Below are 21,253 nucleotides of genomic sequence, written 5' to 3' on the forward strand. Positions count from 1 at the left end.
GAAATAGCCTGAGCGCCTGCAATTCTCTCTGCGTTGCCTTCATCCTGTTCCTCCACCGGTCCTATATCCGAGGGCGCGTGAGGACGTCCTTCCATTTCGGCTTGACTTGACACTCTCCGCCGTTTCACGGCTTCGCCACTGACGACGATAGGCCTGGATGTCAGTGGTACTCGTCGTCAGCCGCTTGGAAGCCCGACCATCACGTCGCACGTCTTGTTCCACAACCCGGACCGGAAAAGTGTCAACAATGTGCGCCGGCGAGGTTTATTGAGGCGGACCTTGTTGCTCTTTTCATTGCGGCGCATCCATTGCACCGAAACCGCATGAAGAAGGCCTCCGGCAGCTCGATGCAGTTGCCGCGGGCAGGCAGGAAATAGCGGTCGTAGTGCATCTGCAGACCAAGGAACGCCGGCCGCGTGCGGTCATACTTTGATGCCGCCGCGCAGTGTGAGCTGGATCGCTGGTCCCGCCGCAAGTTTTGTAGGCTTCGCCAGATGACTTCGTTCAAGATCATGCGGCCAAGCAGAACTCCGCCACCGAGACTCGTCGAAGCAGTCCACCGACCGTTGGGTCTTGTCCATCACCTGCGCTTGTTGCCATCCCCAGCCCATTTTACTCACTCGGAAAACACCCAGGCTGAGAATGTACAATCTGACGCTGCGTAAGCTTCAAGCCCCTTCGAAGGCGATCCTCGCATGACATGTTTGCAGTGGCCGCAGCCTTGGTTCGTACGCTGCTTGCTTCGTTCCAGGCAGCATTACCAAGTCGCCCGATGATCAGAGCGACAACGATCAGAATCAATCTGGCATTCCGGACCACTTCGCTCCCAAAGTGACCAAAGTGGTCCGGCGGCGCAGCATGGCGTGTGGGGGCAATATCCGGCGTTACGTCAGCCGGCTCGTACCGCACGTATGAATAGGCGCCGGTCACCGCAAATTAGTTCATCCCCAATCGAGCGCACCTCCGTTCTGATACTCGATGACGCGGGTCTCGAAGAAGTTCTTTTCCTTCTTCAGATCCATCGCCTCTGACATCCACGGGAACGGATTCTCCGCCTCCGCGAACACGGGCGTCAGGCCGATCTGCGCGCAGCGGCGGTTGGCAATAAAGTGCATGTACTGCTCGCACAATGCGGCGTTCAGTCCGAGGAAACCGCGCGGCATCGTATCGCGGCCGTAGGCGGCCTCGAGTTCGGCGGCCTCGCGGATCATGTTTTGGACTTCCTCCTGGAAAGCCGATGTCCACAGATGCGGGTTCTCGATCTTGATCTGGTTGATCACGTCGATGCCAAAGTTCAAATGGATGCTCTCGTCGCGCAGGATGTATTGATACTGCTCGGCGATGCCGACCATTTTGTTGCGGCGGCCGAACGAGAGGATCTGCGCGAAGCCCGTGTAAAACCACATGCCCTCAAAGATCACATAGAAGGCAACGAGGTCGCGCAGGAACGCCTGACCGGCCTGCGGCGTGCCTATCTTGAAATCGGGATCGTCGAGATGCTGGGTGTGCTTGATTGCCCAGGCCGCCTTGTCGGTGATCGAGGGCACCTCGCGGTACATATTGAACAGCTCGCCCTCGTCGAGGCCGAGGCTTTCGACGATGTACTGGAAGGTGTGGGTGTGCACCGCCTCCTCGAAGGCCTGGCGCAGGAGATACTGCCGGCATTCCGGGTTGGTGAGATGGCGATAGATCGCCAGCACGATGTTGTTGGCAACGAGGCTTTCAGAGGCCGCAAAGAAGCCGAGATTGCGCTTGATGGCGCGGCGCTCGTCCTCCGAGAGGCCGTCGCGCGACTTCCAGAGCGCGATGTCGGCCTGCATCGAGACCTCGGTTGGCATCCAGTGATTGTTGCACGCGGCAAGGTATTTCTCCCAAGCCCAGTTGTATTTCAGCGGCAGCAGCTGGTTGACGTCGGCACGGCAGTTGATCATCCGCTTCTCGTCGACCGAGACGCGGCCGCCATGGCGGTCGATCGTGCCGAGGCCGGTTGCCTCGTTCAGTGCGGCGGGCGCCGCCGCAAAGGACGGCGCCATGAAGGGCGTGCGCTCCTGGCGGGCTGTGGTCACAGTTTCTGTAAAGTCGAGCATAATGTGGGGTCCTTTGTTTTGCTTACTGGCAGGCTTCGCAGTCGGGACTATCGATCGAGCAGGCAATGGCGTCCGGTAGATCCGGGACCGGCGCGGTCGGCGCCACTGGCGAGACGGCGTTGAGCTTGCCGTCGGTGCCCTTCAGCGTCGACTTCTCGACATGGGTCGCACTGCGCGAGCGCAAGTAATAGGTGGTCTTCAGGCCCAGCGACCATGCCAGACGGTAGAGCGCGTCGAGCTTCTTGCCGGAGGGATTGGCGATATAGAGGTTGAGAGACTGCGCCTGGTCGATCCATTTCTGCCGCCGCGCGGCCGCCTCGACCAGCCAGCGCGAATCGATCTCGAAGGCTGTCGCGTAGCGTGCCTTGAGGTCGTCGGGGATGCGGTCGATCGCACCGACGCTGCCGTCAAAATATTTGAGGTCGTGGACCATGACCTCGTCCCACAGCCCGCGCTCCTTGAGGTCGCGCACCAGATGGTCGTTCACCACCGTAAAGTCGCCGGACATGTTGGATTTGACATAGAGGTTCTGGTAGGCCGGCTCGATCGACTGCGCGACGCCGCAGATGTTGGAGATCGTCGCCGTGGGCGCGATCGCCATCACGTTCGAGTTGCGCATGCCGACCGCGGTGACGCGGCCGCGCAGGGCTACCCAGTCAAGCGTGCTGGTGCGATCCATCGCAACCCCGCCGCGGGCATCGGCAACGAAGTCTATCGAATCGATCGGCAGGGTGCCCTGGCTCCACAGCGAGCCCTCGAACGACGGATAGCGTCCTCGCTCGGCGGCGAGATCGACCGAGGCCGAGATCGCATGATATGAGATCGCCTCCATGCTGGTGTCGGCGAAGGCGACGGCGGCATCAGACGCTACCGCGATGCGCAGCATATGTAGCGCGTCCTGGAACCCCATCAGACCGAGCCCGACCGGGCGATGCCGCAGGTTGGAGCAGCGCGCTTCCGGGATGGTGTAAAAGTTGATGTCGATGACATTGTCGAGCATCCGCATCGCCGTCGTCACCGTCTTCTTCAGCCTGACATCGTCGAGCCGGCCGTCCTGGATGTGATTGGCGAGGTTGATCGAGCCGAGATTGCACACGGCGGTCTCGTCGTCGGACGTGTTCAGCGTGATCTCGGTGCAGAGGTTCGAAGAGTGGATCACGCCGGCATGGCGCTGCGGCGAGCGCAGGTTGCACGGGTCCTTGAAGGTGATCCAGGGATGGCCGGTCTCGAACAGCATGGTCAGCATCTTGCGCCAGAGGTCGACGGCGCGGATCTGCTTGAACACCCGCATCTCGCCGCGCGCGGCCTTGGCCTCGTAATAGGCGTAACGCTCGGCGAACGGCTTGCCATAGAGATGGTGCAGATCCGGCGTTTCGTCCGGCGAGAACAACGTCCATTCGCTATCGGCCTCGACGCGCTGCATGAACAGATCGGGCACCCAGTTGGCGGTGTTCATGTCGTGGGTGCGGCGGCGGTCGTCGCCGGTATTCTTGCGCAGATCGAGGAATTCCTCGATGTCGACGTGCCAGGTCTCGAGATAGGCGCAGACAGCGCCTTTGCGTTTGCCGCCCTGGTTGACGGCAATCGCGGTGTCGTTGGCCACTTTCAGGAACGGAACCACGCCCTGGCTTTCGCCATTGGTGCCCTTGATATGGGCGCCGAGCCCGCGGACGCGGGTCCAGTCGTTGCCGAGCCCACCGGAATATTTGGCGAGCAGCGCGTTGTCCTTGATCGACTTGAAGATGCCGTCGAGGTCATCGGCCACGGTGGTCAGGAAACACGACGAGAGCTGCGACCGCAGCGTGCCGGAATTGAACAGCGTCGGCGTCGAAGCCATGAAGTCGAACGACGACAGCAAATCGTAAAACTCGATCGCGCGGGCCTCACGGTCGATCTCGCGCAGCGCCAACCCCATGGCGACGCGCATGAAGAAGGCCTGCGGCAGCTCGATGCGGTTACCGCGGACATGCAGGAAATAGCGGTCGTACAGCGTCTGTAGACCGAGGAACTGGAACGACAGATCACGCTCGGGCTTCAGTGCTGCGGCGAGCCGCACGAGGTCGAAGCGGCCGAGCTCGGCGTCCAGCAGTTCGGACGTGAACCCGGTCTTGATATAGGCCGGGAAATACTCGGCATAGTGCACGGCCATATCCGCCTGCGACGCACTGGTCGGCACGCCATGCACATAGGACAGCACCTCCGTGCGCAGCTTGTCGAGCAACAGGCGCGCGCTGACATAGGTGTAGTTCGGCTCCTGCTCCACCAGGGTGCGGGCCGCCATCACCGAGGCGAGCGCCAGCTCATCCTGGCCGATGCCGTCATAGATGTTGCGTTGGGTCTCGGCGATGACGGGCACGGCGTCGACGCCGTCAAGGCCGGTACAGGCCTCGTTGATGATCAGCGCCAACCGGGCGTGGTCGAGCGGCACCTTGGTGCCGCCACGCAGCGTGACCTGGATCGCTGGTCCTGCCGCCGGCTTTGCCGTTTTCGCCGCCTCCTGCTCGGCGCGCTGCCTCGTGCGCTCCTCGCGGTACAACACATAGGCGCGCGCCACCTTGTGGTGCTCGCTGCGCATCAGCGCCAGTTCGACCTGATCCTGCACGTCTTCGATGTGGAAGGTGCGGCCCTCGCTCATCCGCCGCGACAGCGCGGTGACGACCTCCGCGGTGAGTTGCTCGACGATCTCATGCACCCGGCGCGAGGTGGCCGCGGTATGTCCCTCAACTGCGAGGAACGCCTTGGTCATCGCCACCGAAATCTTGCTGGCGTCGAATTTCGACACCGTGCCGTTACGGCGTATCACCTGTATCGGAGGGGCAGCTTCCGGCGCGGCGAGCGATTCTGGACGCAACAGGATGAGTGGCGCTGGCTTTGTTTCGCGATCGAGAGAGAGAGACATCGTGCAGACCCCGTGATGCTTGTTGGGGCTGGATGTCGAGGGGACGCTGCGTCATTCCGGCGGCAAGTGCCACCGGCATGGCCGTGCAAGCGACCGCCGGGACACCCCGCCCGTGGACGTGTTTGGTGTCGCGGCAGGTCTCCTGGCTCGCAGGTCGCCGTTGCTCCCTCGTCTTCCCAATGCCTCGTGGCATCAGTGACTTAACAGGGCGAGAGCAACTCACTGCTTACAGTTGCGGGGGCAGCGCCGGATTTTTACGGATCGATCCGTAGTTCACCGGCTTCCCTCTTAGCCACCAAATCTTGTGATATGGCGGACCGTGACGTCTATATCTGGTGCGATTTGAGACAGGATGTCAACCGCCGCAAGACGATCTCTCCAAATTTTTTGGAAGCGTCATCCCAACGCTCGTGAGCGTCTGTGGACGAAGCCCCTCAACTCACGTGAGTTGACGCGCCCGCGATGTTGTCTGTAAGTGACCTCGTCGTGGTTCTTCGAGAGGCACTTTCTCTCGAAGCTAAGAGGGAAGCCGGTGCGATGCCGGCGCTGCCCCCGCAACTGTAAGCGGCGAGCCATCGTCCATTTCAGCCACTGAAGCGCAAGTTTCGGGAAGGCCGGACGACAGCTAGGACCCGCGAGCCAGGAGACCTGCCTCGACAACATAAACGTCCTCGGGCGGGGTGTCCCGGTGGTGCGGTTGCGACCCGCTTGCGCCTCCATGCGTCTTTGCGAGTCCAGACGTGTCACTACGGCCTTTGCCCCCAACTTTTGGGGTTAAGCCAATGTCCTCTAAATCTATCTCCTCACTTGCGGTCGCAACTCTTGGTACGCCGCGGATCGGTCCACGCCGCGAGCTCAAGCTTGCGCTCGAAAGCTTCTGGTCCGGCGCATCGGACGAGAAGGCATTGATCGAAGCCGGGATCGGATTGCGTGCCGCCAACTGGGCGCGGCAGAAGAAGCTCGGCGTCTCCGTGATCCCGTCGAACGATTTCTCGTTCTACGACCAGGTGCTCGACACCTCGGTGATGGTTGGCGCGATCCCCGCGATCTATGGCTGGGCCAGCGGCCCGATGCCACTTGCGACCTATTTTGCGATGGCGCGCGGCAGCCAGGGTGATGTCCAAGGCAACCCGCACGATGCGCCCCGCGGCCATGCCCATCATGGCCAAAGCGTGCCGGCGCAAGAAATGACCAAGTGGTTCGACACCAACTATCACTACATGGTTCCGGAACTCGCGAAAGATCAGCAATTCCGCCTCGTCTCGCGCAAGCCGATCGAGGAATATGAGGAAGCCAAGGCACTGGGCTACCAGACCCGACCCGCGCTGGTCGGTCCGGTCACCTTTCTCAAGCTCGCCAAGAGCAAGGATGCCGGCTTCGAGCCGCTGTCGCTGCTGGACCGGCTGCTGCCGGTCTATGTCGAGGTGCTGCGGGGGCTTGCCAGCAGCGGCGCGGAATGGGTGCAGATCGACGAGCCCTGCCTGGTGCTGGATCTCGACGAGGCGGCGCGTGACGCGCTGCGCCGTGCTTATGTCGGAATCGCCAGGGCGGTACCGCAGATCAAGATCATGCTGGCGAGCTATTTTGGCGGCCTTGGCGAGAATCAAGACACGGCATTCGCGCTTCCCGTGGCTGGTCTGCATCTGGACCTGGTGCGCGCGCCCGAGCAGCTCGATGACCTCGCCCGCCTGCCCGCCGACCGCGTCGTCTCGCTCGGCGTGCTCGACGGCCGCAACATCTGGCGCGCCGATCTAAGCAGACTCCTTGACCGGCTTGAACCCGCTGTTGCAAAGCTCGGCAAGGAGCGCGTGCAGATCGCGCCCTCCTGCTCGCTGCTGCATGTGCCGATCGATCTTGCCCTGGAAGGCAAGCTCGATGCCGAAGTGAAGAGCTGGCTGGCCTTCTCCGTGCAGAAGGTCGAGGAGTTGGCCACGCTCGGCACGGCACTTGCGAGCGGGCGCAGGTCGATCACAAAGGCTTTGAAGGCATCCGACGCCGCCGTAGCCGCGCGCAAGACCTCGCCGCGCATTCACGACGCGACGGTGGCAAGCCGCATCGCGGGGATCGACGAGGCGATGCGCCGGCGCGCCAGTCGGTTCGAGGAGCGAGCCGAGGTGCAGCATGCGCGCTTCAACCTGCCAGCTTTCCCCACGACGACGATCGGCTCTTTCCCGCAGACCCACGAAATCAGGAAAGCACGCGCCGCGCATGCCAAGGGAGACCTCAGTGATACCGCCTACAAGACCTTCCTTCAGAACCAGACAGCACGCACCGTGCGCTGGCAGGAAAGCATCGGTCTCGACGTGCTTGTCCATGGCGAGTTCGAGCGCAACGACATGGTGCAGTACTTCGGTGAGCAGCTCTTAGGATTCGTCTTCACCGAGAACGCCTGGGTGCAGTCCTACGGCTCGCGCTATGTCAGGCCGCCGATCCTGTTCGGCGACGTGTCACGCCCGAAGCCGATGACGGTCGAATGGTGGCACTATGCGCAGTCGCTGACTGCGAAGCCGATGAAGGCGATGCTGACCGGCCCAGTCACCATCCTCAACTGGTCGTTCGTCCGCGACGACGTTCCGCGTAGCCAAGCCTGCCGCCAGATCGCGCTCGCGATCCGCGACGAGGTTATAGACCTCGAAGGCGCCGGCGCCGGCGTGATCCAGATCGACGAGGCCGCCTTGCGCGAAGGCCTGCCGCTGCGGCGCTCGGAGTGGACAACCTATCTCGACTGGGCGGTGGAATGCTTCCGTATCTGCTCGTCCGGCGTCCGGGACGAGACCCAGATTCACACCCATATGTGCTACTCCGAGTTCAACGACATCATCGACGCGATCGGCACGATGGATGCCGACGTGATCTCGATCGAGACATCGCGATCGAAGATGGAGTTGCTGGACGCATTCCGGAACTACCGCTATCCGAACGAGATCGGACCCGGCGTCTACGACATCCACTCGCCGCGGGTGCCTGAGGTGACCGAGATGACCGAGCTGCTCAAGCTGGCGCGGCGGCGCCTGTCCGACGGCCAGCTCTGGGTCAATCCGGATTGCGGCCTGAAAACCCGCAAATGGGACGAGGTCAGGCCGGCGCTTGTCAACATGGTTGCGGCCGCGCGCGAGCTACGGGCCGCAGGCTGATTGTCACGGAGGCTGCTGATGCAGTTCTGGATCAAATGCACCCGCTATGGCAAAGCGGAGCCCTACTATGTCAACATCTCGCTCGTCGGCGGCATGTCGCGCGAGGGCGACAAGACGATCCTGGAATTCGTCGGCAGCAACGCTCAAACCATCGAGGTGATGGAAACGCCGGAACAGGTTCTGGCGCTTCACCTCGGTGCGCCCGCGGAGCGCGTCTAACTCCCAAGACCTTTAGGGTCGCGTGGCGACCGATCTGCCGCACAGCTGATGCTGCGCAGCGGCTGAGAGCGCCTGCTTGTCTTGCCTTCCACGGCATCAGATGCCCACAGCAAGCGTCCCGTTTGCTTCGACCAACTGCCTCGCGAGATCACGTGGCACGTCGCTTGCTTCGCTCATGGCGGAAGCACGGTTTTCGGCACGAAGTGATCATGGGAGGACAATATGCTCGGAATTGGAAGTAAGTTGCCGTCGTTCGAAATCACAGGCGTAAAGCCTGGCTTCCACGCGCAGCAGGAAGAAGGGCAGAGCGCGTTTGAAACGTTGACTGAAAGCAGCTTTTCCGGGAAATGGAAGATCATCTTCTTCTACCCGAAGGATTTCACGTTCGTCTGCCCGACCGAGATCGCCGAGTTTGCCCGGCTATCCAAGGATTTTGCCGACCGCGATGCGGTCGTACTGGGTGGTTCGACCGACAACGAGTTCTGCAAGCTCGCCTGGCGACGCGCACACCAGGACCTGCACAATCTGCCGATCTGGCAATTTGCCGATACCACAGGGGCGCTGGTCGATGGCCTTGGCGTGCGTTCGCCCGAGGGCGTCGCTTACCGCTATACCTTTATCACTGATCCTGACAATACCATCCAGCATGTCTATGCGACCAATCTCAATGTCGGCCGCAGCCCCAAGGACACGCTGCGCGTTCTGGACGCGCTGCAGACCGACGAACTCTGCCCGTGCAATCGCGAGATCGGCGGCGAAACGCTGAACGTTGCTTGAGGCAGCATGTCGTCGATCGAGCAGCTGAAGGAACAAATCCCCGACTTCGCAAAGGACGTCAGGCTCAATCTGATGTCGATGGTCGCCGATGAGACGCTGTCGCCGCAGCGCCAGTATGGGCTACTGTTGGCGAGCGCGATAGCCACCCGCAATCCGGCCGTGATCGCCGCGATGGAATCGGCTGCCGCCGCCGTGATGACCCCAGTCGCGATCGCGGCAGCGAGATCGGCAGCTTCCGTGATGGCGATGAACAACGTCTACTACCGCTTCGTTCACCTCGCCACCAACCCGGAGTACAAGATGATGCCGGCACGGCTGCGGATGAATGTGATCAGCAATCCCGGCGTGGACAAGTCCGATTTCGAGCTGTGGTCGTTGGCAGTCTCGGCCATAAATGGCTGCGGCGCCTGTATTGACGCCCACGAGAAGACCCTGCGTGCGGCAGGCGTCAGTACTGAGACGATCCAGACTGCGGCGCGTTTTGCAGCCATCGTGCAGTCGGCGGCAGTTGCGATCGAAGCGGCGGGGCACGGCGCTGCTCCGACGACGGGGTGATCTAACCTCACTGCCCGCTCTTTCCAGGTGGGTGAGGGCAGCATTCGGAACTCGATGCTTGCCCAGAGGCAACCCTCACCCCTTCGTGAACGAGGCCTGAATCGCTCGAGCGGAATTGGCGATGGAGAGAACACTGAAGATGGCGCGCCTTGCATCATCTGACAGTGCCCCCCACGGGAAGAGGACGGGGCCGCTATGCCCTCAAGCGGCCAGTGTACTAGGACACTATCCTCAATTTCTGCCAAAATTGATTTTGTTAGTTCATTATAGTTTGCACTCCGGGTCGCATAAGCAATAAAAGGTTCGGCAGACCCAAGCCATCTCCGGGCTGGCGCTGCAAACATCCGACTCATTCACGACCTGCGCATTGCTGTCGACCGGTCCGGCGGCCTCAGCAACGAAAGTCGGAACCGCCGCTGCAAGCGCGACGGCGCTCGCAGTCACAAACAACCATTTTTTCATTCGAGCGTCACCTAAGATTGGCCCACAGCCGCTCTCAACCTAACAGCACGAACGCGGAATGCAAATCTGACGCTACGTCAGGTTCTGGCTTAGAGATTTTACCAAGCGCTCCACAGCGCAGGTTTCCGATGGCGTATGAGGCTCGGCTTCCGATCGCGTTCGCGGATCCGGATCTCGGCGATTGAAAGCGGGACTGCGGCCGCAGCAGGTTGAGCCGCACAACGTTCTCATATGCTTCGCACTGCCAATCCTCTGATGTCGTAGTTGAGGAACGTCTTCCGATCGCTATCTGACGGAAGGGCTATGGAAGCCGCGCGATGAGCACAGATGGGTATGGCAGGTGATAAGGATTTTCCTCCGCTCTGGTCGCGACGGCTTTATTGCCTTCCGGACACTGACCAAGGAAGCCTGCTCGTTTGATGCTGCTTGATATAAGCCAATTTCATATGATCTCCGGAACGCCTCGGTCTGTCCCAGCGCATTTGTGGCCGGTAATTTCGAACAGATGGGCGCGCGAGCTCGAGTTGAGAAGTGGCGCTGCCACGCCTTCGCTGTGCCTGAGCTCGCCGGATTTCGGCCTGGAGAACCTATGCCCGGTAGTGGCTCAAGCCAGTGAGAGGCGAATTGAAGCCGTGGCGGGATCGTCTCGCTCAATGGCGTCACACCGCGATCTTTCATCCCCTCATCCAAACTTGAATAACACGCCATATCCACCGCGCGGATAACTCCATTCGATGTCGCCGGTCGGCTCGCCGATGACGCGGCAGGTGCCACACTCGATGCAGCCGTCGACGGTGACCTCGACCTGCCCCTTGTCGTTGAGCTCATAGCAGCGCGCGGGGCAGGCTTTCAAAAGTGCAAGGAGCTGCGGCGAAGGCGTCGTGTGCGCGCGGACCTTGACGTGGGGCCGGCCGACGTCGACAAGGTAGCGGTTGTAGTACAGTTTGTCCTCGACGCGCACTGAGGGCTCGGCATTCATGGTTAGCCTCCTTTGTTCGGCTCGACTTTGTTTGTTCGGCCCGACTTTGGTCAGCGCCAGGCGCGAGCGAAGCGGAATGCATCGCCGAACAGACCTGTCCACGACCGCGCCTTGACAAAAGATTTCAGTGTCATCTTCTCCTTCTCGGCCTTCGGCGTACCATCGACACGCACAAAGTTCTGCATCGCCCTTGAGAGGAGTTGCGGGTAGGTGAGGAAGAAGTTTTGCGAATTGGTGTGCATCAGCGTCGGCAAATCCTTGTATTTCTTCAGATCCTTGATGACGAAGGAATCGTCGAGCATCTTCTTGTAGAGCGACAGATTTTTTGCGGTCATGCGATCGCCGCGCGATTTCACCTGGAAGATTGCCTCGGCGGCGATGCGGCCTGAGGTCATCGCAAGATTGGAACCTTCGCGATGGACGGCGTTGTTGAGCTGCGCCGCGTCGCCTGCCACCACCCAGCCCTCTCCATAGAGCTGCGGGATCGCCTTGTAGCCGCCCTCGGGAATGAGATGTGCGGAATATTCCTTGACCTCGGAGCCTGCGATCAGCGGCGCCACGGACGGATGCCTCTTGAAGTGATCTAGCAACCCGTAGGGCGTCTCACCGGTGCGCTGGAAATCGGCGACAAGGCAACCGATGCCGAGCGAAATGCACTCCTTGTTGGCATAGATGAAACCCATTCCGGTCATGCCGCGGGAAATGGTGCCCGCGGCCTCAATCACGAGCCCTTCGTCGCCCTCGAGATTGAAGCGAGCCTCGATCGTCTCGCGCGGCAAGAAGTGCATTTCCTTCACCGCCAATGCCACCTTGTCGGGCTCAGGCCGCGCGCGCAGGCCCGCACGCGTCCCAAGCAGGCCATTAACCCCTTCGGCCAGCACCACGACGTCGGCGTGTATCTCGCCGTCGCGGCGATCTGTACGAACGCCAATCACCCTTCCATGATCGTCTCGTGCGAGCTCCGTGACTGTCGTCTCGCATAATACGGTCGCGCCAGCCTCCCGCACTTTTGACGAGAACCATTTATCGAACTGCGCGCGAATGATGGTATAGCGGTTTGGCCGCTCCTCATTGAAGTCCTCGGAGCGATACTGCATGCCAAGGTGGGAGCGATCATCCATCATCCAGAACCGCTGCTCGACCAGATGACGCTCGAGCGGCGCCTCCTCACGGAAGTCCGGGATCAGCTTTTCCATCATGTCGGCATAGAGGATTGCACCCTGCACATTCTTCGATCCGGCATATTCGCCGCGCTCGAGCTGCAGGACCTTCATGCCGCGCTTGGCCATGGTCAGTGCCGACGCGTTGCCTGCCATCCCGGCGCCGACCACGATTGCGTCGAATCTCTCCTCGATCATGACAATCTCCTAACTCGCGATCCGGGCGCGCGAATGCGGCAAAAGCCGCGCTCGAAATGCGGCCGTCAGCGCCGGCAACAACTGCAGGGCGTCGTTGACGATGGCGATATGGGCGAAATCGAATATCGGCGCATTCTTGTCGGTATTGATTGCGACGATCAGATCGGCGCCCTCGACGCCAACCCGGTGCTGGATCGCGCCGGATATGCCGGCAGCGATATAGAGCTTCGGCCGAATGGTCTTGCCGGTCTGGCCAATCTGCCGGTCAGTCGAGACCCAGCCCTTTTGCACCAGAGGACGTGAGCAACCATACTCGGCGCCGAGGACCGTTGCGAGCTGGCGCACCAGGTGGAAGTTGTCCTGCGATCCCAGCCCTAGGCCGCCGGCGACCACGACATCGGCATAGGCAAGATTGGACGTTTCGGAATCGCGGTCCGGAATGAACGACAGCACCTTGGTAACGATGTCGTCTTCAACGAGACCAAGCGGGTGGATAATGATGCGGGCCGCATCGCGCTCGACACGTTCGGGCATCGGCATGACGCGCGGGCGGACGGTTGCCATCTGCGGCCTGTAATTCAAGGTGTAGATCGTGCAGAGCAGCGAGCCGCCAAAGGTCGGACGTGTGGCCGCAAGCGAACCGTCAGCGTCGACGTCGAGCTCGGTGCAGTCGGCGGTCAGCCCTGTCAGAAGTGTCGTCGCGACAGATCCCGCCAAATCGCGACCGAGCGTGGTGGCGCCGAGCAGCAGGATTTCGGGCTTGTAGGCGTTGACAAGTTCTGTCAGCGCCTTGGTATAGGATTCATTGCGATACTCCGACAGAATGTTGTCGGGCACGAGATAGCTCAGATCGGCGCCATAGCAGAACGATTCGAGCGCGGCATTGCGCGTCGCCTCCCCCTCCGGACCGATTACGATTGCGGCGAGATCAACCTTCAGCTTGTCGGCAAGCCTGCGGCCCGCTCCCATGAGCTCCCAGGAAACGGGGTGCACCTGGCCGCGCTCCTGCTCGACGAAGACCCAGACGTGCTTATAGGCCTTAAAGTGCTCCGGCAATTCTCTTTTGGCTGCGGCACGGCCGCCCACGGCCGGCACGGCAGCTTTGGTGACGTTGCTCATACCTTTGAATTCCCTCAGAACCAGCGCGCTTGCGCCACAGGAACGCGCTCTAGCTTCGGTTGCCCCTTGAAGATGGATTGATCAGCGCCGGACCGACTTCTCGGCTGCCGCCACCGGCTCCGCCTTCCCGGTGCGGCCCCTCCGCAAAAAGCAGCGCTCGGCCATGGCCGGTTGCCGCACAGGTCACGTTTCGACAGGTCATGTTTGTAGATGTCCTTGGCTCCGGCCTCCTCCGCGCCCCATGTCGCGGCCGGCGCCCGCGCCAGCCGCACGGCGTCGGCCGTGCCGCCGCGGTTAGTCCGGCTCATCGCTTCCAGAATGGTTGACCAGGCAGCGCCGATTTGTGCGCAACACTCGCGCGCCGCCTTCGACGTGACGCTACGCGCTGACTGTGGCGAGCGCGGTAATCTTGCCGCCGAACCCGCCATGTAGTTCGTGCGCGTCTTCCAATGCAAAGAAATCGCACACCACCATGATGGTCTGTCCTCCTGACACATGATGCTGCCGGTCATGGGGTGTTGGAAGATCAGCGAAAAATCCGTGACCTGCTTGATGCAGACGGCCGTATGCATGCCTTCTCCAGACGGTCGCGTGGATGCTTGAGTTACCGATGGATCGCCACCTCCCGGTCAATCCCTGACCTCGATTGCGTCGAAGGCAATTTCGAACGGAGCTAGCGCGAGCGCGATCCATGAGATGATCGCGGCACGGGCACAGAGCAGCAAAGGCAACGTCATTGGTCTTCCTCCAAATCTCATCTGGAACAAAAGGTCGACAGAGCCGTCGTCAACGACAGACTTGGCAGCAGAACAGCAAGTGTCGTACCAATCGTGGCACCAGCGAAAATCGGACGTCAAAGCAATGGCTTGAGATGATTTGATGGAGATAACCTTCAACATCACCGGCACGACAACTCCTGACATGGTCGCGAATCCAACAACGCCGCCTGATGAAGACGAAGACCGTACAACTGGGCCGTAACAACAGCGTGGCGCGGGAACAATCCGCACCGAGGTGACGGCGCGGCTACTTCAGGACACTCAATGGCACGAAGGCGGCGGACTTCTTTGGCTCTGCGTTCTTGGGCTCTGCGACCGCATCCTTCAAAACCTTGAATACTCGCTGGTCGATTGGTGACGACACCACGAAATCGGCATAGGCCTGCTGCAGCATTGCCTTGCACCGCGCCGTGACCTCTGGTTCCGGGACGCCGACGAATTGTTCCTTGGCGAGATATTGCCCCATGCGCCCCAGGATATGCAGGCGTGCGACGTTGAGGATCTTGGGCTCGTAGCCGACGCCAAGGAGCGCAAAAAACTCCTCTGCTGAGGCGGCCGCGTTGAGCCGCTCCATGATGCCGACTGTCGCCCGCGTGTCATTCATCGAAAACTCTCCCTTCGGTTAAGCCGCCGGCGTGTGGTCGGGATCCGGCACAGCCGCACAATCCTGCCGCACCTTTGCCTTGCAGAGCCCCAACGTATCGCCCAGCCAAGGCTTCAGAAACGCGAGGCGGTCGAGTAGCACTGCATCGCCTCCTCGAGGCGCCGCGCGAGGTCGGCCACCTGGACGCCGGCAATGGCCGGCGCGAGAATGCTGGACATGGCATCACGCGCGATGGCTCAACGAGCGTTCACAGATGTCGCGCCAAATCGCAACCAATGTCTCGCGCTCAACCGGCAGCTTGTTCTCAACGGCATATTTCCGCACCCGCGACAGAATCTGTCTTGCCTCATCGCCGCTGGCGGCAAGCTGCAATTCGTCGAGCAGCGTTGTGATCGCCGAAAGTCCAGAATGTTTGCCGATCACAAAACGGTTGGAGCGACCTAGCAAATGGGGATCAAGCCCCTGATAAGTGCGTTGATCCTTCAACAGACCGTCGACATGAATGCCGGATTCGTGGGTGAACACATGCTCACCTACGATCGCCTTGTTCAGAGGAATCGCACGTGCTGCCGCGGCCGCGACCACCGCAGCGACGTTCTCGAGCTCCGGCAGTATGATGCTGGTCTGTCGTCCGTAGAGCTGTTTGAGCGCGACTGCGACCTCCTCCAGCGGCGCGTTGCCCGCGCGCTCGCCAAGCCCAATGACCGTCACCGAGGCATGGCTCGCACCGGCTTTGATGGCGGCAAGCGTGTTGGCGGTCGCAAGCCCGAGATCGTCGTGGCCGTGAAACTCGAGCTCGAGATCGGTGGCCGCCCGCAAATGTCCGACCAGCGCGCAAGTTGAATCTGGATCAAGCACGCTGAGCGTATCGGCAATGCGAAAGCGCCGCGCACCTGCCGCCTTTGCAGTTGCGACCAGGGTGATGAGAAACTCGACATCGGCACGGGACGAGTCCTCGCCGCCGACAGCGACCTTGAGCCCTCGCTCACAGGCGTAGCCAACCACTCGCTTCATCTGCTCCAGCGCCAATTCGCGATTTCCGCCAATCTTGGCCGCGATCTGCACGTCGGAGGCCGGGATCGACATATTGACCATGGATACCTTCGCCGCGATCGCCGCATCGACATCGGCCTCTCGCATCCGACACCAGCCAATGGTGGTGAGCGGGAGACCGGCTTCGACAATGGCGCGGATCGCAGCGATCTCCTCACTGCCCATGGCGGGCGTCCCGGCCTCGACTTCGGTGACCCCGGCCCGCGCCAGCGCCCGCGCGATCGCCAGCTTTTCTTCGGCGGTGAAAGCAACGCCAGGCGCCTGCTCGCCATCGCGCAATGTCGTATCGTTGAGCACGGTCGGCTTGGCCGGTGCCATCTCGGACCACGACGGTTTGGCAACAGTTGCGGCAGCGATCACGAGAAACTCCTTGCTATGTCTGACCACGGAATGTGCTTCAGCAACCGGCATGCCACGCCGGCGACCACATCAACCGATTGACCGATATGTGGTTTTTGTCGGGATTGGATTGTCGCAAACGCGACAGTGTTGCAGAACAAGCGCGTCAAATTGACTTGGAGCTCGCTGGGCTGGGATTCGACCCGGGCTTGCCACACGGGTCGCCCGCTGGTCGCGAAGCCTGGGCAGTCATCGACTGGAAAGCTGGCCAACAGACGATCTCTACCCCCGCGTCAGATGGGCCAGTCGCCGGCGACGATCGGGCTCGCCGCCTGCAACAGAACGTCGCGCCGGCGCTCAGCCATCCGGCTTTCGCCGCTTTCATCGCCAAAGCAGACGTTGAAGTCGTTACATTGCGTGCACACCGGCGTCGTACACATCACGAGGCCCTCGTCCTCGCATAGCGTGCGATAAAAGAACCGCTTCCATCGCATATTGTTGATATTGCACGCCGCGAGCGGCGCGAAATGGCGGCTTAGAAGCCGAGAGAGTTCGCCACGGTTGCGCAATCCGAGGTCTTCCCATAAGTGATCCGGCTCGATGGCGCGTCGCGCGATCATTGCAGCCAGCCAGCGGCCAATATCCCCTTCCGTCGACCGTCGCGCGAGCAAGAGATCACGCACCATTGCGACCTCGTCGGTCACATTGCACTCAAAACGCGCGGGCGACTGTTCGATTTTGATCTCAATCGACGGAAAGTACTGTTCCAGCAACGCCGCCAGTTCATGGCCTGCCAGGCCGGCTTTTTCGGGAAGTGGACCACCATCCATCGTGGCAGCCGCCAGGATAGACGCCAGCACGTGACGATCGAAATCGCTGTCGGCGGCTATCTCGGCGTCTGCGGGGGGAACTCCAGTGAGCAGGCGGTAGGTTGCAATACCTTTATGCACGTCTTCGCTCGCGGCGGGTGCACCACTAATCAACAGCGGAGGCAACTTCGCTTCAAACATGCCGGCCTTTCCATCGCGGGTCCAAGTATCTGCCGGCGCATCCCACCCAGGTGAGGCGCTCTCGCCGGAATGCCGGTCTCCCGGGGATGGGGGAAATTGGGGAGACCGGCACCCGCTCGCGCGCCCTTACGAGGCCACGAGTCGCCACCTTTACGAGGCAGCGAGTTCGGCGGCGCTCTTGCCGACAATGGACTCGTCAACCGCCTTCATAATGCCGTGCTCCATCAGCATGTCCTCGAGCTCGTCCATGGAGATTGGCGTCGGGATGACGCCCTTGCCGCCATTGTTGTGGACCTTGGTCGCGAGATTGCGATAGTGATCGGCCTGCTGAGAGTCCGGCGCATACTCCAGCACCGTCATCCGGCGCAATTCCGCATGCTGGACGATGTTGTCGCGCGGCACGAAATAGATCAGCGTGGTTCCGAGCTTCTTGGCCAGCGCATCCGCCAGTTCCAGCTCCTTATCGGTCTGCCGCTCGTTGCAGACCAGGCCGCCCAGCCGCACACCGCCAGAGTTGGCATATTTCAGAATGCCCTTGGAGATGTTGTTGGCGGCGTACATCGCCATCATCTCACCGGACATCACGATATAGATCTCCTGCGCCTTGTTCTCGCGGATTGGCATCGCAAAGCCGCCGCAGACAACGTCGCCGAGCACGTCATAAGAGACATAGTCAATGCCCTCGTAAGCGCCGTTCTCCTCCAGGAAATTGATCGAGGTGATGACGCCGCGCCCCGCACAGCCGACACCCGGCTCGGGCCCGCCCGACTCCACGCAGCGGATGTCCTTGTAGCCGATCTTCATCACGTCCTCGAGTTCGAGGTCCTCGACACTGCCGGCGTTCGCTGCCAGACTCAAGATCGTGTCCTGCGCCTTGGCATGGAGGATCAGGCGGGTCGAGTCCGCCTTTGGATCACAGCCCACAATCAGGATCTTTTGACCCATCTCCGCGAGCGCTGCCAGCGTGTTCTGCGAGGTGGTCGATTTGCCGATGCCGCCCTTGCCGTAGAATGCGATTTGCCTCAGTGAAGACATGTTGCTCTCCATCAACCGATTTGCCAAACATTGCGCGCTGCTCTACGCGCGAGCTTGTTTCTTTCTCAGAAACGGGGCCCACGGGTTCAAGGGAAGGAGCGCATCGCTCGTCTTGTGCGTCTGCGTGCACTCAGCCCTCACTCAGTGTTGCGTCATCCCTATAGCAACGGCCGTGCCAACGCCTATCCGCGCTCGTTAAGCGTCTGAATACGTTTTGCAAACTCACGCACCCGCGGAAGATCCCTACGGTCCGGCGGAAGATCCCTGCTGTTTTTAACCGACAGGACTCAAGCACGCCTGTCGGAAATCGAACAAGCATCGCAAGCATCAAACGGGTCAAGGCCGGCTCGCCGCGGGCTATTTCGATGCATTCAAGCGTGGAACGGGAATTGCCAATCGGTCTTTGCGGTGGATCGTTGGCGGAGGAACGCGAATGCAGGTCGGGAGCGAAACATCAAAGGGGATGGGCGAGCGGCCGATGTACGTGATCGATGATCACAAGATCGCCCGCGCGGCCCTGCGATGCATGTCGCATGATGAGATCGAGACGCACCAGCTTGCAACGCCGGAAAACGCGCTGGCCAGGGGCGTGAATTGGCCGGAACCGGATGTGGTGCTGCTCGGCGGCTGTCTTTTGGAGCAAAAGGAGCCGGCGCCGACCGGCGAAATGGCGGCCCAATGTCCTGGCGTTCGAATCCCGATCGTCTGCGACGCATCAGACGAGGCCACCACGGTCGGCGGCATCACGGACGGCGCGCCCGGCGTGCACGGCAAGCCACCGATCTTGGCAGCAGTCCGCAACAAGGTCGATGCCGTTCTCGAATACGACGGCGTCGCACCGATCGCTCAGCCTGGCGCGCTCGAATAGGTGCGCCATGGCAACGATCATCTTCTATCAAAAGGGCGGCTGCGCCACTAACGCCCGACAAATCCGCTCGCTGACGGCAGCGGGCCACCACGTGATTGCCAAGGACATCTTGAAAGAGCCGTGGCGCACGGAGGAACTGCGCTCGTTCTTCGGACATACGCCGGTCGCATCCTGGTTCAACCGTGCCGCGCCGCGCATCAAATCAGGCGAAGTCAATCCCGACACGATCGATGCGGCGAGCGCACTTGCGCTGATGCTCGGCGATCCACTTTTGATCCGACGCCCCCTGATCGACGCCGACGGCGCAAAATGCGCGGGATTTGATCGTGAGCCCGTGCTGTCGCTGCGTGGACGGACCGCGCAAGATGATCTCGAAGGATGCTCGCGCGAGGGAACGCTCATGGACTGTCCGCCCAAGTGAGACGATTGCACAAACTCCGGCTACGCCGAGAGACAAGACCGACGCTCCCTCTCCTCGTTCTTTGCGGACGCGCGCGACGCGCAACGCTCGCTGAGAAGATTGGAAGGTGAGAGGTATCTCTATCAACCGCTGCAGGTCGGTAGAGACCGCTCGGGGCGGATCTGTGCGTCGCGCAAAAACGAACTTTCCGCGCATGCGGCAGGACATGACAGGCGCAATGCAAGCCTGAGAAACTTCAACCGCGCATTACCGATGTGACTTAGCGACTTAATTGCGTCCATGACCAACGCGATTTGATCCGCATCAAATCCCTCGCCATCCCAATCATGTGAGAGAGAGCTCGCGTGACTATCCGCGCGAACTTGAGAATGGAGACTTTGATGAGAGCAAGAACAATTCTGACGAAGGCGTCCCTGCTCCTGCTTGCGGCAGCGGTCGACGGAGCCGCCATGCCGCTACACGCTGTGGATCTCGCACCGGCGCGGGTCTACGCTAGACCTCCACTGGTCGAACCCTTCAATCCCCTCATGATCCGCCTGCGCGTGCTCGGCGTGCTGCCGGATTCCGAAGGCAGCTCGGTCAATGTCGGCGCCGTCCCGCCTCTGTCGTCACCGAATTCCGGCCTCTCGATCAGCGATCGGGTCGTACCGGAGCTCGACATCACCTATTTCTTCACCCCCAACGTCTCCGCTGAACTCATTCTCGCCGTGACCAGGCATCAGATCAGCGGAACTGGGATGCTGAGCGGGCTTGATATCGGCAAAACCTCGCTGTTGCCGCCGACGCTGACCCTGCAATATCACTTCACTCAATTCGGTCCGTTCAAGCCGTATATCGGCGCCGGCATCAACTACACCGCGTTCCTCCACCAATCCGCAGCAAAGACGCCGTTCGCAGGCCTGGTGGTGACAGATTTGCACGTCAACAACACAGTTAGCCCCGCTATCCAATTCGGCTTCGACTACATGTTCGATCGTCATTGGGGCCTCAACTTTGACGTGAAGAAGCTGTGGCTGCGGCCGGATTATTCGGCGACCGTAAACGGCGCGATCCCCGTCACCGGGCGCGCTAATATCGACCCATGGCTGGTCAGCGGCGGCGTCACATATAAGTTCTGATGAACGAGCACGCCCCGCAAATGTAAAGACCGGCGCGCCAAGGCAAGAGGTCGAGCGAGGTGACGCCTCGAGGAAAGGTCATCACACCCCAGTGCCGGGAGCCGGGCCCGGCGCCGCATCCCTTGGCTATCTCGCCGTCACCGCTTCCTGCCTGAAGGCATCGACCGCTGCCCGGGTCAGCCGAAATACGCCACGGCCGCCGGCCAGCGGACGATAGGCATGGCCGGCACGCGCATTGAGGACATCAAACCACTGGTGCGGCGTGAGCTTCGCCGGCCGCCCGCTGATCTGGACCACGGTCCCGTTCGGAGCGAAGCGGACGTGGATGATGACCTGCTGCGAATCCATTCAGTTTCCTTTTTTGAGTTTCAGACCTGCGCCGAGGCCGAGGAGCTCGATCGTCACGTGCTCGGCACCGAGCACTCTCGCGCAACAGC

At 61.1% G+C, this 21,253-nt stretch carries 19 protein-coding genes and 2 riboswitches; of the genes, 7 read left to right on the forward strand and 12 right to left on the reverse strand.

Translation table 11 applies throughout. The features are described from left to right. Positions 1–941: 941 nt before the first annotated feature. Both QMZ05_RS25510 and QMZ05_RS25515 read right to left on the reverse strand, forming a co-directional pair. Positions 942–2,033 (reverse strand): ribonucleotide-diphosphate reductase subunit beta, encoded by a 1,092-nt coding sequence (locus tag QMZ05_RS25510; protein WP_353703292.1) that lies wholly within the window; start codon positions 2,031–2,033, stop codon positions 942–944. Between the two features lie 76 nt (positions 2,034–2,109). Continuing rightward, complete coding sequence (locus tag QMZ05_RS25515; RefSeq protein WP_353703254.1) at positions 2,110–4,986, reverse strand: ribonucleoside-diphosphate reductase subunit alpha; 2,877 nt, start codon at positions 4,984–4,986, stop codon at positions 2,110–2,112. A 114-nt stretch (positions 4,987–5,100) separates the two neighbouring features. Further along, a riboswitch (cobalamin riboswitch) is annotated at positions 5,101–5,323 on the reverse strand. 133 nt (positions 5,324–5,456) lie between these two features. Continuing rightward, a riboswitch (cobalamin riboswitch) is annotated at positions 5,457–5,657 on the forward strand. A gap of 111 nt (positions 5,658–5,768) precedes the next feature. Between QMZ05_RS25515 and metE the strand changes: the two genes are divergently transcribed. The 4 genes from metE (at position 5,769) to QMZ05_RS25535 (ending at position 9,671) form a co-directional block, all read left to right on the forward strand. After that, positions 5,769–8,120, forward strand: coding sequence for a 5-methyltetrahydropteroyltriglutamate--homocysteine S-methyltransferase (metE, locus tag QMZ05_RS25520; RefSeq protein WP_353703255.1), 2,352 nt, complete (start codon positions 5,769–5,771; stop codon positions 8,118–8,120). A gap of 18 nt (positions 8,121–8,138) precedes the next feature. Then, complete coding sequence (locus tag QMZ05_RS25525; RefSeq protein ID WP_353703256.1) at positions 8,139–8,339, forward strand: hypothetical protein; 201 nt, start codon at positions 8,139–8,141, stop codon at positions 8,337–8,339. 222 nt (positions 8,340–8,561) lie between these two features. Continuing rightward, complete coding sequence (locus QMZ05_RS25530; RefSeq protein ID WP_353703257.1) at positions 8,562–9,116, forward strand: peroxiredoxin; 555 nt, start codon at positions 8,562–8,564, stop codon at positions 9,114–9,116. A 6-nt stretch (positions 9,117–9,122) separates the two neighbouring features. Then, positions 9,123–9,671: a carboxymuconolactone decarboxylase family protein gene (locus tag QMZ05_RS25535; RefSeq protein ID WP_353703258.1), complete on the forward strand. Its 549-nt coding sequence runs from the start codon at positions 9,123–9,125 to the stop codon at positions 9,669–9,671. 1,144 nt (positions 9,672–10,815) lie between these two features. Here the strand turns inward: QMZ05_RS25535 and QMZ05_RS25540 are convergent. The 9 genes from QMZ05_RS25540 to nifH all read right to left on the reverse strand — a co-directional run bounded on the left by QMZ05_RS25540 (position 10,816) and on the right by nifH (position 18,409). Further along, the gene (locus QMZ05_RS25540) at positions 10,816–11,112 is read right to left on the reverse strand and encodes a ferredoxin family protein (protein WP_066503893.1); all 297 of its coding nucleotides are present in this window, start codon (positions 11,110–11,112) and stop codon (positions 10,816–10,818) included. A gap of 50 nt (positions 11,113–11,162) precedes the next feature. Continuing rightward, the gene (locus QMZ05_RS25545) at positions 11,163–12,470 is read right to left on the reverse strand and encodes an FAD-dependent monooxygenase (protein WP_353703259.1); all 1,308 of its coding nucleotides are present in this window, start codon (positions 12,468–12,470) and stop codon (positions 11,163–11,165) included. Between the two features lie 9 nt (positions 12,471–12,479). Continuing rightward, positions 12,480–13,589 carry an electron transfer flavoprotein subunit alpha/FixB family protein gene (locus QMZ05_RS25550; protein WP_353703260.1) on the reverse strand — a complete coding sequence of 370 codons (1,110 nt, stop codon included), beginning with the start codon at positions 13,587–13,589 and terminating at the stop codon, positions 12,480–12,482. Between the two features lie 14 nt (positions 13,590–13,603). Then, the gene (locus QMZ05_RS25555) at positions 13,604–14,161 is read right to left on the reverse strand and encodes a hypothetical protein (RefSeq protein WP_353703261.1); all 558 of its coding nucleotides are present in this window, start codon (positions 14,159–14,161) and stop codon (positions 13,604–13,606) included. Between the two features lie 57 nt (positions 14,162–14,218). Continuing rightward, positions 14,219–14,512 (reverse strand): hypothetical protein, encoded by a 294-nt coding sequence (locus QMZ05_RS25560; RefSeq protein WP_353703262.1) that lies wholly within the window; start codon positions 14,510–14,512, stop codon positions 14,219–14,221. Between the two features lie 103 nt (positions 14,513–14,615). Further along, entirely contained in the window at positions 14,616–14,972 is a 357-nt protein-coding gene (gene nifW / locus QMZ05_RS25565) for a nitrogenase stabilizing/protective protein NifW (protein ID WP_353703263.1), read from the reverse strand. A 222-nt stretch (positions 14,973–15,194) separates the two neighbouring features. Further along, entirely contained in the window at positions 15,195–16,343 is a 1,149-nt protein-coding gene (nifV, locus tag QMZ05_RS25570; RefSeq protein WP_353703293.1) for a homocitrate synthase, read from the reverse strand. 314 nt (positions 16,344–16,657) lie between these two features. After that, positions 16,658–17,374: a nitrogen fixation protein NifQ gene (locus QMZ05_RS25575; protein WP_353703264.1), complete on the reverse strand. Its 717-nt coding sequence runs from the start codon at positions 17,372–17,374 to the stop codon at positions 16,658–16,660. Between the two features lie 150 nt (positions 17,375–17,524). After that, positions 17,525–18,409 (reverse strand): nitrogenase iron protein, encoded by an 885-nt coding sequence (nifH, locus tag QMZ05_RS25580; RefSeq protein ID WP_146991729.1) that lies wholly within the window; start codon positions 18,407–18,409, stop codon positions 17,525–17,527. A gap of 463 nt (positions 18,410–18,872) precedes the next feature. Here nifH and QMZ05_RS25585 point away from each other — a divergent pair, with 463 nt between their 5' ends. From QMZ05_RS25585 to QMZ05_RS25595, 3 genes are all read left to right on the forward strand, one after another. Continuing rightward, positions 18,873–19,277: a hypothetical protein gene (locus QMZ05_RS25585; protein ID WP_353703265.1), complete on the forward strand. Its 405-nt coding sequence runs from the start codon at positions 18,873–18,875 to the stop codon at positions 19,275–19,277. Positions 19,278–19,284: 7 nt separating this feature from the next. Continuing rightward, positions 19,285–19,698 (forward strand): ArsC/Spx/MgsR family protein, encoded by a 414-nt coding sequence (locus tag QMZ05_RS25590; protein ID WP_353703266.1) that lies wholly within the window; start codon positions 19,285–19,287, stop codon positions 19,696–19,698. A 449-nt stretch (positions 19,699–20,147) separates the two neighbouring features. Continuing rightward, entirely contained in the window at positions 20,148–20,816 is a 669-nt protein-coding gene (locus tag QMZ05_RS25595; RefSeq protein WP_353703294.1) for an OmpW family outer membrane protein, read from the forward strand. Between the two features lie 126 nt (positions 20,817–20,942). Here QMZ05_RS25595 and QMZ05_RS25600 read toward each other — a convergent pair whose 3' ends face one another. After that, complete coding sequence (locus QMZ05_RS25600) at positions 20,943–21,164, reverse strand: hypothetical protein (RefSeq protein ID WP_353703267.1); 222 nt, start codon at positions 21,162–21,164, stop codon at positions 20,943–20,945. Between the last annotated feature and the right edge of the window lie 89 nt (positions 21,165–21,253).

The organism is Bradyrhizobium sp. INPA03-11B (assembly GCF_040446015.1).
GTDB classification, from domain to species: Bacteria; Pseudomonadota; Alphaproteobacteria; order Rhizobiales; family Xanthobacteraceae; genus Bradyrhizobium; species Bradyrhizobium macuxiense_A.